Here is a 14,404-nt window from a genome sequence, read left to right on the forward strand (position 1 = left end):
CGATGATGAACCGACGTGATGCCCTGGCCCGCGTAGCTCTGCTGATGGGCGGAGTCGTTATTGGGGGCGACTATTTCCTGACCAGCTGCTCCTCGCCCAGCGAGGAAAAAACCAGCGCCAAGAAAACCACGACTACTGCTCCGAAAGAGCTGCCAGCCGTGCTGACTGCCGAGCAGGTAGCCTACCTGAACGAAGTCGGCGACACCATTCTGCCCACCACGAAGTCGCCGGGAGCCAAGGCTGCCGATGTGGGCGGCTTTATGGCCGTAATGGTGCGCGACTGTTACAAGCCCGACGACCAGCAGATCTTCAAGCAGGGACTGACCAAGCTGGAGGATGCCGCCAAGCAGAAGTACAGTAAAGGGTTTATGGAATTGGACACCACCCAGCGCACGGCCCTGATTACGACCATCGATGCGGAGCAGAAAAACTACGCCAAAACCAAAACGCCGGAGCAGCCTAACCACTACTTCCGCATGATTAAGGAGTTGACGCTACTGGGTTACTTCACCTCCGAAGTGGGCGCCACCAAAGCCCTGCGCTACCTGCCCGTTCCCGGCAAATACGACGGCTGCGTACCTTATAAAAAAGGTGACCGGGCCTGGGCTACTACCTGAGTTGTTAGTTGCTCGTTGTCAGTTGTCAGGGACATTTTCAAAAGCCGCAACTAACAACTGACAACAAACAACCAACAACTAAACCAACAACTGCATGAAACTACGACTGGGGATGATTGGCGGGGGACAGGGCGCGTTTATCGGGGCGGTGCACCGCATGGCGGCCGCCCTGGATGGCCTGTATGAGCTGACCGCTGGTGCTTTCAGTAGCAACCCCGAAACATCAAGAGCCACCGGGCAGGACTTGGGCTTGGCTGCGGAGCGGGTGTATGGCTCGTATCAGGAGCTAATTGAACGGGAAGTCCAGCGGCCGGCAGATGAGCGGGTGCAGGTTATCAGCATCGTAACGCCCAACCACCTGCACTTTGCGCCGGCCAAGCTGGCCCTGGAAAGCGGCTTTGATGTAGTGCTGGACAAGCCGATGACGTTTTCCCTAGCGGAGGCCAAGGAGTTGCAGCAAGTGGTAGCCACTACCGGCCGCAAGCTCTGCCTAACGCACACCTACACCGGCTACCCTATGCTCAAGGAAGCCCGCCATTTGGTAGCTTCCGGAGCCCTTGGCACCATCCGGAAGGTGTACGTGGAGTATCCGCAGGGCTGGTTGAGCAACTTTGAGGAAGGCGGCAACAACAAGCAAGCCGCCTGGCGTACCGACCCTGCCCGCAGCGGCGTGGCCGGGGCCATGGGTGACATTGGCACCCACGCCTTCAACCTGCTGGAATACGTGAGCGGCCTGCAGGTAACCCAGCTGTGCGCCGACATCAACACGGTAGTGCCCGGCCGCCAGCTCGATGATGACGGGGCCGTGCTGCTTCGCCTGAACAGTGGGGCCAGTGGGGTACTGGTAGCTACCCAGGTAGCAGCTGGCGAGGAAAACAACGTGCGCCTGCGCATTTACGGGGAAAAAGGCGGCCTCGACTGGCAGCAGGCCGACGCCAACACGTTGCTGGTAAAGTGGCTGGACCGGCCCACCGAAATCCGGCGGACGGGCGCGGGCTACCTCAGCGCCGCCGCCCGCCACAACAGCCGCATTCCGGCCGGTCACCCCGAGGGCTACCTTGAAGCTTTTGCCAACCTCTACCGCAACTTCGCCCTCACCTTGCTGGCCGAGCAAGCCGGCCACCCCGCCCCAGCCGAAGCCCACGACTACCCCAGCATCGAGGACGGTGTGCGGGGCATGGCCTTCATCGAAACCGTTATTGCCTCGGGCCGCTCCACGCAGAAGTGGACCGAGTTTACCGTGTAGCTACCCATGAAAACCATTAAAGGCCCCGGCATCTTTCTGGCCCAGTTTATCAGCGACCAAGCCCCGTTCGACAGTCTCGCCAGCATCTGTGAGTGGGCGGGCGGCCTGGGCTACAAGGGCGTGCAGATGCCTACCCTGGACAGCCGCTTCATCGACTTGAAGCTGGCCGCCGAAAGCCAGACCTACGCCGACGAAGTACGAGGCACGGTGCAGGCAGCAGGCTTAGAAATCACCGAACTATCCACCCACTTGCAGGGGCAGTTGGTAGCCGTAAACCCCGTGTATGACCAGCTGTTTGATGGGTTTGCACCCGAGGCGGTACGGGGCAACCCCGCCGCCCGCCAGCAATGGGCCGTGCAGCAGTTGAAGTACGCGGCCCAGGCCTCGCAGCGGCTGGGACTCACGGCCCATGCCACGTTCAGCGGGGCTTTGCTCTGGCCCTACATGTACCCTTGGCCCCAACGCCCGGCCGGCCTCGTGGAAACCGGTTTTGACGAGTTGGCCCGCCGTTGGCGGCCCATTCTGGACGTGTTTGACGAGTGCGGCGTGGATGTGTGCTACGAAGTGCACGCCGGCGAGGACCTGCATGATGGGGTGAGCTACGAGCTATTCCTGGAGAAAGTAGACCAGCACCCCCGCGCCTGCCTGCTCTACGACCCCTCCCACTTCGTGCTGCAGTGCCTGGATTACCTGGAGTACATCGACATCTACCACGAGCGGATTCGGGCTTTCCATGTAAAGGATGCCGAGTTCAACCCCAATGGCCGTCAGGGCGTGTACGGAGGCTACCAGAACTGGGTAGACCGCGCCGGCCGCTTCCGCTCCTTGGGGGATGGGCAGGTAGATTTCAACGCTATTTTCAGCAAGCTCACGCAGTACGACTACCCCGGCTGGGCCGTGCTGGAGTGGGAATGCGCCCTCAAACACCCCGAAGACGGAGCCCGCGAAGGCGCACCCTTCATTCAGAATCATATCATCCGCGTCACCGATAAAGCTTTCGATGATTTTGCTGCTTCCGGCATCGACGCGGCCCGCAACAAGACGCTACTCGGCCTCTAACCTTTCCGAACTCACTCATGAAAAACGTCTTTCTTCTCCTTGCTTTCTGCGCCGGCTTAGCTTCCTGCGGTTCCGAGTCCGATAAGCCTGCTGCCAAGGAGTCCTACACCCTCGCCGACGAAGCCGAAACCGCCCAGGACAGCACCACCGGTGCCAACCTCAGCGCCGTGGCCCGCCAGCCCCAGGTAGATACCAACGCCACCAAAATCGGTACCACGCCTACGGGCACGCCCGCCGCTGACGGTGCCAAACTCATTGCCGGCTCCGACTGCACCACCTGCCACCGCGACAATGAAAAGCTGCTGGGTCCGGCCTATAAGGATGTAGCCGCCAAGTACCCCAACACGCCCGCCAACGTGACCATGCTGGCCAAGAAAATCATAACCGGCGGCAGCGGTAACTGGGGCGACGTAGCCATGACACCCCACCCCGGCCTCTCCCAAAAAGACGCCGAGGAAATGACCCGCTACATATTGAGCCTGAAGTAAAACATTGTCATTCCGAACGAAGCGAGGAATCTGGGTGCATCGTCACACGGTAAATCCAGATTCCTCGCTTCGCTCAGAATGATAACTAGCTACCCAACTCCCAATCCCACGCCCACCTGCTTATGACCTCTACAATCCGGGTAAAACTGTCCCTCATGATGTTCCTGGAGTTTTTCATCTGGGGCGCATGGTTTGTCACGCTGGGCACATATTTGCTGCGCAACCTGGGGGCCTCGGGCACGCAGGTGGGCGTAGCGTTCCTCACCCAATCCATTGGGGCTATTGTGGCGCCGTTCATCGTGGGGCTCATTGCCGACCGGTTTTTCTCGGCCCAGAAGATTTTGGGCGTGCTGCACCTAGCCGGGGCCGTGCTGTTGTGGCGGGCCTCCCAGGCTCCGGATTTCGGCAGCTTCTACCCCAGCATCCTCACCTACATGATTCTGTACATGCCCACGCTGGCGCTGGTGAATTCCATTGCGTTTCGGCAGATGCAGAACCCGCAGAAGGAGTTTGCTCCTATCCGGGTGTTGGGTACGCTGGGCTGGATTGTGGCCGGCCTGACCATTGGCTGGTTGAACTGGGAACAGAGCAACAGTCTGCAGCTTACCTTTCTGATGGCGGCTGGGGCCTCGGCCTTGCTGGGTGTGTTTAGCTTCACGCTACCGGCCACGCCCCCGGTGAAAAAGGGCCAGTCCAGTTCCGTGGGTGATTTGCTGGGGCTGGATGCAATTGGCTTACTGAAAAACCGCTCCTACCTCACGTTTTTCCTGGCTTCCATTGCCATCTGCATTCCGCTGGCCTTCTACTACGGCTTCACCAACCCCTTCCTCAACGAGGTAGGCATGAAGGCCGCCGCCGGCGTGCAAAGCTTAGGGCAGGTATCGGAGCTGCTGTTCATGCTGGCTATTCCGCTGTTTTTCAGCAAGCTGGGCGTGAAGAAAATGTTAGCCATTGGCATGGCGGCCTGGGTGTTGCGCTACGTGTGCTTTGCCTACGGCGGCGGAGAAAACGGCTACTGGCTGCTGATTGCGGGCATTGTGCTGCACGGCATCTGCTATGATTTCTTCTTCGTGACGGGCCAGATTTACACCGACAACCTGGCCGGCGAGCAGTTCAAAAGCTCTGCCCAGGGTTTTATCACGCTGGCTACCTACGGCGTGGGCATGCTCATCGGCACCCTACTCTCGGGCCGCATCTTCGACCAGTACCAACTCACGGCCGGGGCCCACGACTGGCGCATGATCTGGCTGATTCCGGCCGGTATTGCCGCCGCCGTGCTGACGCTGTTTCTGCTGCTATTCAAGGAGCGCAACACCGCTCCCACCGAAAGGGCCGGTGCTGACGCTGCTCCGCACCTGGCCAACGCTCACTAGAACGTCATGCAGAGGCGCAGCCGAAGCATCTCGCGTGCTGACATTGCAATGATAACTCAACGTCAGCACGCGAGATACTTCGGCTGCGCCTCTGCATGACCGCCTTTCGGTTCATCTCTTACATTCTGAGTTTATGGCTACCGCCTGGAACCGCCGCGCCGCCCTGAAGGGGCTGCTGACCACTACCGCCGCCGTGGGCACCATCGGCTTGGCCGAGGCATGTACGCCCAATGAAAAACGCACCTCTATGCCTGCCGCCCTGAAAGGAAATATCCGCCAATCGGTGTGCCGCTGGTGCTTCTCTGATTTGTCATTGGAGCAGCTGTGCGCCGCCGCCAAGGAAATGGGCATCAAAGGCATTGACCTAGTTGGCCCTCAGGAATGGCCCACCTTGAAGAAGTACGGGCTGGATTCGCCCATGTGCAACGGCGCGGAAATCAACCTAGTCGACGGTTTCAATGACCCGCAGTTTCACGCTCGCTTGCAGAAGCAGTACACCGAGATGATTCCGCAGGTAGCCAAAGCCGGGTACCGCAACCTGATTTGCTTCAGCGGCAACCGCCGGGGCAAGACGGATGAGCAGGGCTGGGCCAATTGCGTAGCCGGGCTCAAGCCGCTCATAAAGCTGGCCGAGCAGCACAACGTGGTGCTGGTAATGGAGCTGCTCAACAGCAAAATCGACCACAAAGACTACCAGTGCGACCGGACGGCCTGGGGTGTGGAGCTGGCCAAACGCCTGGGCTCCGAGCATTTCAAGCTGCTCTATGATATCTACCACATGCAAATTGATGAGGGCGACGTTATCCGCACCCTCACCGAGCACCACCGCTACATTGCCCACTACCACACTGCCGGCGTGCCCGGCCGCCACGAGCTCAACGACGCCCAAGAGCTGAACTATCCGGCCATCATGCGCGCTATCCAGGCCACCGGCTTCAAAGGCTACGTGGCCCAGGAGTTCATTCCTACCCAATCCGACAAGCTCGTTTCCCTGCGCCAGGCCGTGCAGCTCTGCGACGTGTAGTATGGTTTGGCCCGAATTTCTCTATTTGTCATTCCGAACGAAGTGAGAAATCTGAGTACCTCTTTAAACGGTAAACCCAGATTCCTTACGTTGTTCGGAATGACAATAAAATGCTAGGCCTTGGTAGCCTAACCTCTCGTCTCAACACTGCATCCCATGAAACTCCCGCTCCTGACTGCCGCTTTCCTGACAGGTTTCACTTTGGCCGCCTGCGCCCAACAAACCGGCAAGCCGGAAGATACCGAAGTATGGAAGCCCATTCCGAAAACGGTAGTTGGCAAACTGAAAACCACCCCGCCCCCGGCCAAAGCTGTAGTGCTGTTCGATGGGAAGAATCTGAACGAATGGGTGTCGACGGAGGACCGCACCCAACCAGCCCAATGGACGGTGGCCGATGGCCTGCTGACGGTGGACAAACCCAAGGGCAACATCGAAACCAAGCGCACCTTCACCAACTACCGCCTGCACCTGGAGTGGCGCGTGCCCGCCGACATCACCGGCCAGGGCCAGGTGCGCGGCAACAGCGGCGTATTCCTGGCTTCCCTGGGCAAAGGCGACCTGGGCTACGAGCTGCAAATCCTCGACCCCTACCAGAACCCGACCTATGTGAATGGTATGGCGGGCAGCATCTACAAGCAGCGCATTCCATTGGCCAACCCCGGCCGCAAGCCCGGCGAGTGGCAGTCGTACGACGTGTGGTGGACGGCTCCCACGTTCAAAGCCGACGGTACGGTGAACACCCCGGCCCGCGTAACGGTAGAGTTCAACGGCGTAACGGTGCAGAAGAATGTGGCGCTGGCCGGCCCCACCCGCTACATCGGCCCGCCCCAGTACGAGGCCCACGGCGCCGCGCCCATCAAGCTCCAGTCGCACGGCGACCCGAGTGCCCCGCTCAGCTTCCGCAATATCTGGGTGCAGGAAATGAAGTAGCTACCTATGGATTGAGAAGCCCTACAAAACCAAAGAGCCCGTTATCCTCAGCCGAGGATAACGGGCTCTTTGGCTTCGTTCCGGACGGAGCTTACCTGTTGGATACTCCTTCCACCAGCCTTCCCTCCCGCTCGTGCACAAGCCCAAACGGCTCGTCGCGCACGATGATAATGCCGTCCAGGTCGCACACGTCGGCGAGTGCACTCAGCTGCATTGCCGACCAGATGCCCAGCGAAGTTTCTACCATGCAGCCTATCATGGTTTGCAGGCCGTGGGCGCGGGTTTCCTGCAAAATCCGCAGACCATTGAGGTAGCCACCGGCTTTCATTAACTTCATATTCACCCCATCAAACTGCCGGGCTATGTCGGCAAAGTCAGCTTCATCGGTTACCGATTCATCGGCGAAAACTGGGCAGTTCAGCTCGCCTTTCAAAGCGCGGTAGTCGGCGGCGCAGGCAGCAGGCAGGGGTTGCTCCAGCAGGCGCACATTCAGGCCCGGCAGCGCCAGAATCTGTTCCCAGCTCTGGCGGAGGCTGTCGGCGTCGGCCCAGGCTTCGTTACCGTCCACAATGAGCGGGTGGCCGGGTAACAGGCGGGTCACTTCGCGTAGCAGCTCTACGGCACCCTCCCGGTTTACTTTCACTTTGAGCAGCGGAAAGCGGCTGAGTTGCTGCATTTCGAGAAAACCCGCTACCTCGCCGGGCTCCATGATGGGCAAGGTAGCCGCCGTGCCTACTGCCGCAGTTGGGGCCGGTATACCCAACCATTGAGGTACCGTTTGGCCGGTGCGGGCCACCTCCCGGTGCACAAATGCCGACTCCAGTGCAAACCGCAACGCGTGCGCCGGTTGGTGCTGGGCAAGGAAAGTGGTTAGCTCCTCTACTGTCTCGCACTGGCTTAGGCCCGCGGCCTGGAGTTGCATAAACTGCCCTTGCAGGCCCTCGGGGGTTTCACCATAGCGCACGTTGGGAGCCGCCTCGCCCCGCCCCTGCCAGCCGCCGCCGGTTACCGTCAGCAGCAGGTTGGTTTTGAAGGTGGAGGAGTTGCGGGATATTTTCCAGGTGTAGCGCAGGGGCAGTTGCAGGGTGGTGAGGATCCAGGTGAGCATGGGTGGGAACTGCTAGAACGGCAAAAAATTGGCGGCCAGCTGCTTGGTAGGCGGCACTAAGCGGGAAATTTACTAACCACTGGGCCAAGCTACGGCATCGGGTACAGTTCTCAGCCCCGATAAACCTATCTTTGTCCGGTTCCCACTGTTTTTCTTTCCCTGAACTGCCGCGCATGAAGTTTTCGCGACTCTCGCTCCTTGTACTTATCCTGTTTCTGGTAGCGGCCGTACTTACGGTACTAGCCGCCCAAACGCCCCCCGCCCTCGACCCGATGGTGGCGTTTGTGGTCCGCTGGCTGGCTCTCGTCGGCCTTATTGCCTTGGCCGTTCAGCGGCGCTCCATCACCTTCTGGATTGTGGTGAGCATGCTGGTAGGGGCTGAAATCGGCCACGACTTCCCCAAGCAGGCCGTGGGCCTGAAAGTACTCAGTGACGTATTTCTGCGGCTGGTAAAAACCATCATTGCGCCGCTGGTATTTGCCACGCTGGTAGTAGGTATTGCCGGCCACGCCGACCTGAAAAAGGTAGGCAAAATGGGCCTTAAGGCGCTGGTGTACTTTGAAATCGTCACCACGTTTGCCTTGTTCATCGGGCTGGCCGCCATCAACCTAACCAAGGCTGGTGAAGGCGTAGACCGCAGCGGTATTGCCGCCGACACTGAGCAGCTGGCCACGGTGAAGCAGTCTACCGCCGATATTATCCTGCACATCTTCCCCGAGAATATTGCCAAATCCATAGCCGAGGGGCAGGTGCTGCAAGTGGTGGTGTTTGCCATCATTTTCGCCATTGGGCTGGCCATGGTGCACCAGAAACACCGCCAGCCCATGCTGCAATGGACGGAAAGCCTCTCGGAGGTGATGTTCAAATTCACCAACGTGGTCATGTTCTTTGCTCCCCTGGGTGTGGGTGGCGCTCTGGCCTACACAGTAGGCAAAATGGGCTTTGCCCCCTTGCTCAACGCCTTTAAGTTGCTGCTCACGCTCTACGGCGCCCTGTTCGTGTTCCTGCTCTTGGTGCTGGTGCCCATTGCCCTCATTGCCCGCATTCCGCTCAAGCGCTTCGTGCAGGCCATTGCCGAGCCGGTGAGCATTGCCTTCGCCACCACTTCCTCCGAAGCGGCCCTGCCCCGGGCCATGGAAGCCATGGAAAGCATTGGCGTCCCCCGCCGCATTGTGGCCTTCGTAATGCCCACGGGCTACTCCTTTAACTTGGATGGTACCACGCTCTACCTTTCCCTGGCGGCCATTTTTGTGGCGCAGGCTGCCGGCGTTGATTTGACTTTTGGGCAACAGCTGGTAATGGTATTCACGCTCATGCTCACCTCCAAAGGCGTAGCGGGCGTGCCGCGGGCTTCCCTGGTTATTCTGCTGGCTACGGTGGCTTCATTCAACCTGCCTTCCTGGCCCGTGTTTATTATTTTGGGAATTGATGCCCTCATGGATATGGCCCGCACAGCCGTAAACGTAATTGGTAACTGCCTGGCTACGGCCGTAGTAGCCCGTTGGGAAGGGGAGTTTATCGACAATTACGTGGCCCCCGAGCCGTTGCAGGACTTGGCGGAGGCCGACAGCACTCTGGCTCAGCACGCTCACTAGCCTGGCAAAGACTAGTTTCCTTTTTTGGGATTCCCGCTTCCAGCTCTGGGGGCGGGAATGTTTTTGTGGCGTGGCATGTAGTGTCGGCTGAACGCCTGATTTTAGGTCACTCACCGAGTTTTTGCGTAATTCCGTCTGCGTAAGCACGTTTGCGCGTGTTACGTGGTTATTTTTGGATTCCTTCCTGATTAGTAGCCTCACTTACACATTCCACTCTCTATGGTGAACCGTTCCGCTTCCCTCCTGTGCCTGCTGGGTTTTCTGGGTCTTACGGGCTGTAAATCAACAGAAAAAGCCGTTTTCCAAACTATTCGCTCCAATAACTCGGTGGCGTTGGGTCGGCTGCCTAAGTTGGAGGCGGTAGTGGAGCCTGGCCCCCTAAGCATGGCTGAAAGCGAAGGAGCCCTACCCGATGACGCCAGCAAGGTGTTCCGCCAGGAGCTTTCTTACCACTTAGCTGAGCCCCAGGAAGATACTGTGCGCTACGGTTATGCCAAGTTCACGGTAACCAAAGCCGAGCAGCAGCGCACTGGCCACGTATTCCAGGCCTTTCAGATGATTACCCTCATGACGCCTAGCTTGCTGGGTATTCCGCTGGAGTGGTACCGCACTAACGTTACGGCCGAGGTGCAAATTATTAATGCTCAGGGCGAAGTAATTGGCACCTATACCGGCACGGGCCGCAGCAAAGTGCGCGTGGCCATGTACCACGGCTACAGCCAATCGAAAGCGGCCCGCCTCTCCGACGTGAAGGCCATGCGCCTAGCCCTCGATCAGATTCGGCCGAAGCTGGACGCCGACGCCGACACCTTGCGCCTGCAACTGGCTACTGCCGGCCCAGTGGAGCAAATCACCGGCTCGGCCGCTCTGAAGGAAGACAGCACGAGCAACAGATAACCGGCCCCCAAGCGCCGCGACTTATACCGCACCCGGAGCCCCGCACCCCCAAATTAAGGCAATAGAAAGCCTTTTTCGGGGGTGCGGGGCTCCGGTTTTTTTGGATATTCCTGGCTGAAATCCGGCTGACTACTGCTAAGTCATATCTATTTATTCTGTTGCCTTACGCCAAAAAAAACAACCTGCAAGCCCGGCCGGCCGGAGATATAGCCTACCTTTGTTTCCCGTTATGCCAGACCGAAATTCCACTTCCGCGGCTGCCACTACGGCCAAATTCATTTTTGTAACGGGCGGCGTTACCTCCTCGCTGGGCAAAGGCATCATTTCGGCCTCCCTGGCCAAACTGCTGCAAGCCCGCGGCTTCCGGGTCACCATCCAGAAGTTCGACCCCTACATCAACATCGACCCGGGCACGCTCAACCCCTATGAGCACGGCGAGTGTTACGTAACCGACGACGGGGCCGAAACCGACCTCGACCTGGGCCACTACGAGCGGTTCCTGAACGTGCCTACCTCCCAGGCCAACAACGTCACCACCGGCCGCATCTACGACCACGTGATTACCAAGGAGCGGGAAGGCGCTTACCTAGGCAAAACCGTGCAGGTGGTACCGCACATCACCGATGAGATTAAGCGCCGTATGCTCCTGCTGGGCCAAACCGGGCAGTTCGACGTGGTAATTACCGAAATCGGGGGCTCAATTGGGGATATTGAAAGCCTGCCCTTCGTGGAATCGGTACGGCAGCTGCGCTGGGAATTGCCCGAAAACTCGTCCCTCGTTATTCACCTTACGCTGCTGCCCTACCTGAAGGCGGCCGGGGAGCTGAAAACCAAGCCCACCCAGCACTCGGTGCGCGACCTGCGTAGCGCCGGCCTGCAGCCCGATATTCTGGTGTGCCGCTCCGAGCACCCGATTCCGGCCGAAATGCGCCGCAAAATTGCCCTGTTCTGCAACGTCAACATCAACTCCGTTATTGAGAGCCTGGATGCGGATAGCATCTACTCGGTGCCGCTGCTGATGCTGAAAGAGCACCTGGATGAGCGGGTTATCAAGAAGCTGAAGCTGCAAGGCGGCGCGGCCCTGCCCGACCTGGACGTGTGGAAGGAATTCCTGGGCCGGCTGAAAAACCCTACCGAGGAGGTAACCATTGCGCTGGTAGGCAAATACGTAGAGCTGCCCGACGCCTACAAATCCATTATTGAGGCCTTTGTGCACGCTGGCGCCCAGAATGAGTGCAAGGTAACGGTGCGCAGCATTCAGAGCGACCACCTCAGCGCCGAGAACGTAGCCCAGCAGTTGCACGGCGCAGATGGAGTGCTGGTAGCGCCCGGCTTTGGCGAGCGGGGCTTCGAGGGCAAGATTGCCGCCGTGCAGTACGTGCGGGAAAACAACATCCCGTTCTTCGGGATTTGCCTGGGCATGCAGGTGGCCGTGGTGGAGTTCGGGCGCAACGTGCTGGGGCTGAAGGATGCCTCTTCCACCGAAATGGACGCCCAGACGCCTAACCCCGTTATTGCCATGATGGAGGAGCAGAAAACCGTGACGCTGAAAGGCGGCACTATGCGCCTGGGGGCCTACGATTGTGAGTTGCGCCGGGGCTCCAAGGCCGCCAAAGCCTACGGCCGCAACCACATCAGTGAGCGGCACCGCCACCGCTACGAGTTCAACAACGAGTACCTGAAGCAGTACGAGGAAGCCGGCATGCTGGCCTCGGGCCGCAACCCCGAAACCGGGCTGGTAGAAGTAGTGGAACTGGCCAACCACCCCTGGTTTGTGGCCGGCCAGTTTCACCCCGAGCTGAAAAGCACCGTGCAAAACCCGCACCCGCTGTTTGTGCGCTTTGTGAAAGCGGCCATTCAGTACCGAAAGGGGTAGCGCAGGTAACGCGAAACCGCCTGTTATCCTGGGACCAGCCGAGGGTTCTATCACGGGGGCACGACAACCGCAAAAACGGCTCGTGCTGACGTTATAAGACTCTGCGCTGGGCTCAGAATGACGGGCGGTTGGCATTTAATCTACTGACAAAAAGCCTGGGCGAAAAATATTCGCCTGACAACTCCGACCTTTACGCCAGGGCTGCCAGATTTTTGCTAGCTGCCTTGCTTCTCATTTTGTTTGCTTCACCATTACTTAAATGGACAGAAATTCAGCAATTGGCGTCTTTTTGATGGCCGCCTTGCTTCTGATTTACCTTCAGTTTGCGCCCAAGCCAGAGCCGAAAAAAGCAGCTCCGGCCAACACCACGGCTGCGGCCCGCGTAGCTAAAGCAACTCCCGCCGCCCCCGACTCGGTGGCGCTGGCCCGGCAGCTGGGCACGTTTGCCGCTGCCGCTCAGGGCGCCGCCCAGGCTACGGAGCTGAAAAACGACCTGCTGACGGTAACGCTTTCCTCGAAAGGGGGCCGCGTGGAGGCCGTGCGCCTCAACAAGTATAAAACGTTCTTCGGCCGGCCGCTGGACCTCTTTGATGCTAAAAGTGCCCAGTTGGATACCCGCTTCCGCACCACCGATGGGCGGCAAGTAAAGCTTTCCGACCTGTATTTCCGGGCCGAGCCCCAGGGTAGCAACGCCCTGCGCTTTGTGGCTGATGTGGCTGGAGGGCAGATTGAGCAGACCTACACCCTGCCCGCCAACAGCTACGAGCTGAGCTACAACCTGCGCTTCAATGGCTTGTCGGGGGCCGTAGCTCAGGAGCCGCTCACATTCACCTTCGTGGATAACGTGCGTCAGACCGAGCAGGACCGCAAGCAGAACCGTAACCATACCACCATCAACCGCTACCTAAGCTCCGGCGAGCATACGGCCTTGGCCGAAACATCGGAAACGCCCGAGGAAATTAAGGTAGCGGAGCCCATGAAGTGGGTGGCGCACAAGCACGACTTCTTCGTGGCCGGTATCATTGCTGACAACCAGTTCAGCTCAGGTCAGTTGAACTCTAGCGTTGACCTGAACGATACGACCTACATTAAAACCCTGACCTCAACGCTGGCTATTCCGGCCGCCGATGTGCAGCAGGGAAAGGCAAACTTCCGCTTCTACTTCGGCCCCAACTCCTTTAACATTCTCAAGGAAGTAGCTCCCGACTTCGACCAGAACGTGTACCTGGGCTGGGGCCTGTTCCGCTGGGTAAACCGCTTCGTGGTGTTGCCCGTGTTCCACTTCCTGGAGCAGTTCATTGGCTCCTACGGCATCATCATTGTGCTGCTGGTAGTGCTCATTAAGCTGGTAACCTGGCCCCTCACGTACAAAACCTACGAGAGCCAGGCCAAGATGAAGGTGCTGAAGCCCGAGCTGGACGCCATCAAGGAGAAGTACCCCGACGATCAGGTGAAGCAGCAGCAGGAAACCATGAAGCTGCACCAGAGCATGGGCGTGAATCCGCTGAGCGGCTGCATACCCACGCTGCTGACAATTCCGATTCTGTTTGCCATGTTCCAGTTCTTCCCGAACGCCATTGAACTGCGCCAGCAGCCTTTCCTCTGGGCCCACGACCTGAGCACCTACGACGACCTGATCAAGCTGCCCTTCACGGTGCCCTTCCTGGGCAACCACATCAGCCTGTTTACGGTGCTCATGACCATCTCCACGCTGGCCATGACCTATCAGAGCAACCAGAGCAACCCGGCTGCCATGCAGGGGCCCATGAAGTTCTACAGCTACCTGATGCCGCTGGTGTTCTTCTTCGTGCTCAACAGCTTCGCCGCCGGCCTGACGTGGTACTACCTGGTATCCAACCTGGTAACCATGGCCCAGCAAGCTATTACCCGCCGCTTCGTGGATGACACCAAAGTGCGCGCCAAGCTGGAAGCCAACAAGGTGAAGAACAAAGACAAGAAGCCTACCGGCTTTGCGGCCCGCCTGCAGGATGCCATGAAGGCCGCCCAGGAAAAAGAAGCACAGAGCCGCCAGGGTGGCCGCGCCGCCACTGCCACCACCAACGACGACGACACGGATGTGGAGCCCGGCACGGGTGCTTCGGATATTTCGCCAAAGAAACCCCGCAAAACGCGCCGCCCCTAGTGCTACCGCTGCATTACGTTTGCTGAAAACGCCCCGTGGCCTGTTGGC

12 protein-coding genes are annotated in these 14,404 nt (G+C 59.0%); 11 read left to right on the plus strand and 1 reads right to left on the minus strand.

From position 1 onward, the window contains the following. Positions 1-2: 2 nt before the first annotated feature. The 7 genes from ABIB60_RS12810 to ABIB60_RS12840 all read left to right on the plus strand — a co-directional run bounded on the left by ABIB60_RS12810 (position 3) and on the right by ABIB60_RS12840 (position 6,737). Positions 3-617 carry a gluconate 2-dehydrogenase subunit 3 family protein gene (locus ABIB60_RS12810; RefSeq protein ID WP_354580369.1) on the plus strand — a complete coding sequence of 205 codons (615 nt, stop codon included), beginning with the start codon at positions 3-5 and terminating at the stop codon, positions 615-617. A 94-nt stretch (positions 618-711) separates the two neighbouring features. Beyond that, positions 712-1,863, plus strand: a complete 1,152-nt coding sequence (locus ABIB60_RS12815) for a Gfo/Idh/MocA family protein (protein WP_354580370.1) — start codon at positions 712-714, stop codon at positions 1,861-1,863. A gap of 6 nt (positions 1,864-1,869) precedes the next feature. Continuing rightward, on the plus strand, positions 1,870-2,922 hold the full coding sequence (locus tag ABIB60_RS12820) for a sugar phosphate isomerase/epimerase family protein (RefSeq protein ID WP_354580372.1): 1,053 nt from the start codon (positions 1,870-1,872) through the stop codon (positions 2,920-2,922). Between the two features lie 17 nt (positions 2,923-2,939). After that, entirely contained in the window at positions 2,940-3,410 is a 471-nt protein-coding gene (locus ABIB60_RS12825; RefSeq protein ID WP_354580374.1) for a c-type cytochrome, read from the plus strand. Between the two features lie 122 nt (positions 3,411-3,532). After that, complete coding sequence (locus tag ABIB60_RS12830) at positions 3,533-4,783, plus strand: nucleoside permease (protein ID WP_354580375.1); 1,251 nt, start codon at positions 3,533-3,535, stop codon at positions 4,781-4,783. Between the two features lie 133 nt (positions 4,784-4,916). Further along, the gene (locus ABIB60_RS12835; RefSeq protein WP_354580376.1) at positions 4,917-5,807 is read left to right on the plus strand and encodes a hydroxypyruvate isomerase family protein; all 891 of its coding nucleotides are present in this window, start codon (positions 4,917-4,919) and stop codon (positions 5,805-5,807) included. Positions 5,808-5,963: 156 nt separating this feature from the next. Continuing rightward, a complete protein-coding gene (locus ABIB60_RS12840; protein WP_354580377.1) occupies positions 5,964-6,737 on the plus strand; it encodes a 3-keto-disaccharide hydrolase in 774 nt (257 codons plus the stop codon). Positions 6,738-6,828: 91 nt separating this feature from the next. On the opposite strand, the gene ABIB60_RS12845 is transcribed toward ABIB60_RS12840, so the two are convergent. Next, positions 6,829-7,845, minus strand: coding sequence for a dipeptide epimerase (locus ABIB60_RS12845; protein WP_354580378.1), 1,017 nt, complete (start codon positions 7,843-7,845; stop codon positions 6,829-6,831). A gap of 173 nt (positions 7,846-8,018) precedes the next feature. On the opposite strand from ABIB60_RS12845, the gene ABIB60_RS12850 reads away from it, so the two are divergent. The 4 genes from ABIB60_RS12850 to yidC all read left to right on the plus strand — a co-directional run bounded on the left by ABIB60_RS12850 (position 8,019) and on the right by yidC (position 14,356). Then, positions 8,019-9,440: a dicarboxylate/amino acid:cation symporter gene (locus ABIB60_RS12850; protein WP_354580379.1), complete on the plus strand. Its 1,422-nt coding sequence runs from the start codon at positions 8,019-8,021 to the stop codon at positions 9,438-9,440. 219 nt (positions 9,441-9,659) lie between these two features. Beyond that, on the plus strand, positions 9,660-10,337 hold the full coding sequence (locus tag ABIB60_RS12855) for a hypothetical protein (RefSeq protein WP_354580380.1): 678 nt from the start codon (positions 9,660-9,662) through the stop codon (positions 10,335-10,337). Positions 10,338-10,566: 229 nt separating this feature from the next. Further along, on the plus strand, positions 10,567-12,213 hold the full coding sequence (pyrG, locus tag ABIB60_RS12860) for a CTP synthase (RefSeq protein ID WP_354580381.1): 1,647 nt from the start codon (positions 10,567-10,569) through the stop codon (positions 12,211-12,213). A 259-nt stretch (positions 12,214-12,472) separates the two neighbouring features. Next, complete coding sequence (yidC, locus tag ABIB60_RS12865; protein WP_354580382.1) at positions 12,473-14,356, plus strand: membrane protein insertase YidC; 1,884 nt, start codon at positions 12,473-12,475, stop codon at positions 14,354-14,356. Positions 14,357-14,404: the final 48 nt, after the last annotated feature.

It is taken from the genome of Hymenobacter sp. UYP22, assembly GCF_040547285.1.
Taxonomy (GTDB): domain Bacteria; phylum Bacteroidota; class Bacteroidia; order Cytophagales; family Hymenobacteraceae; genus Hymenobacter.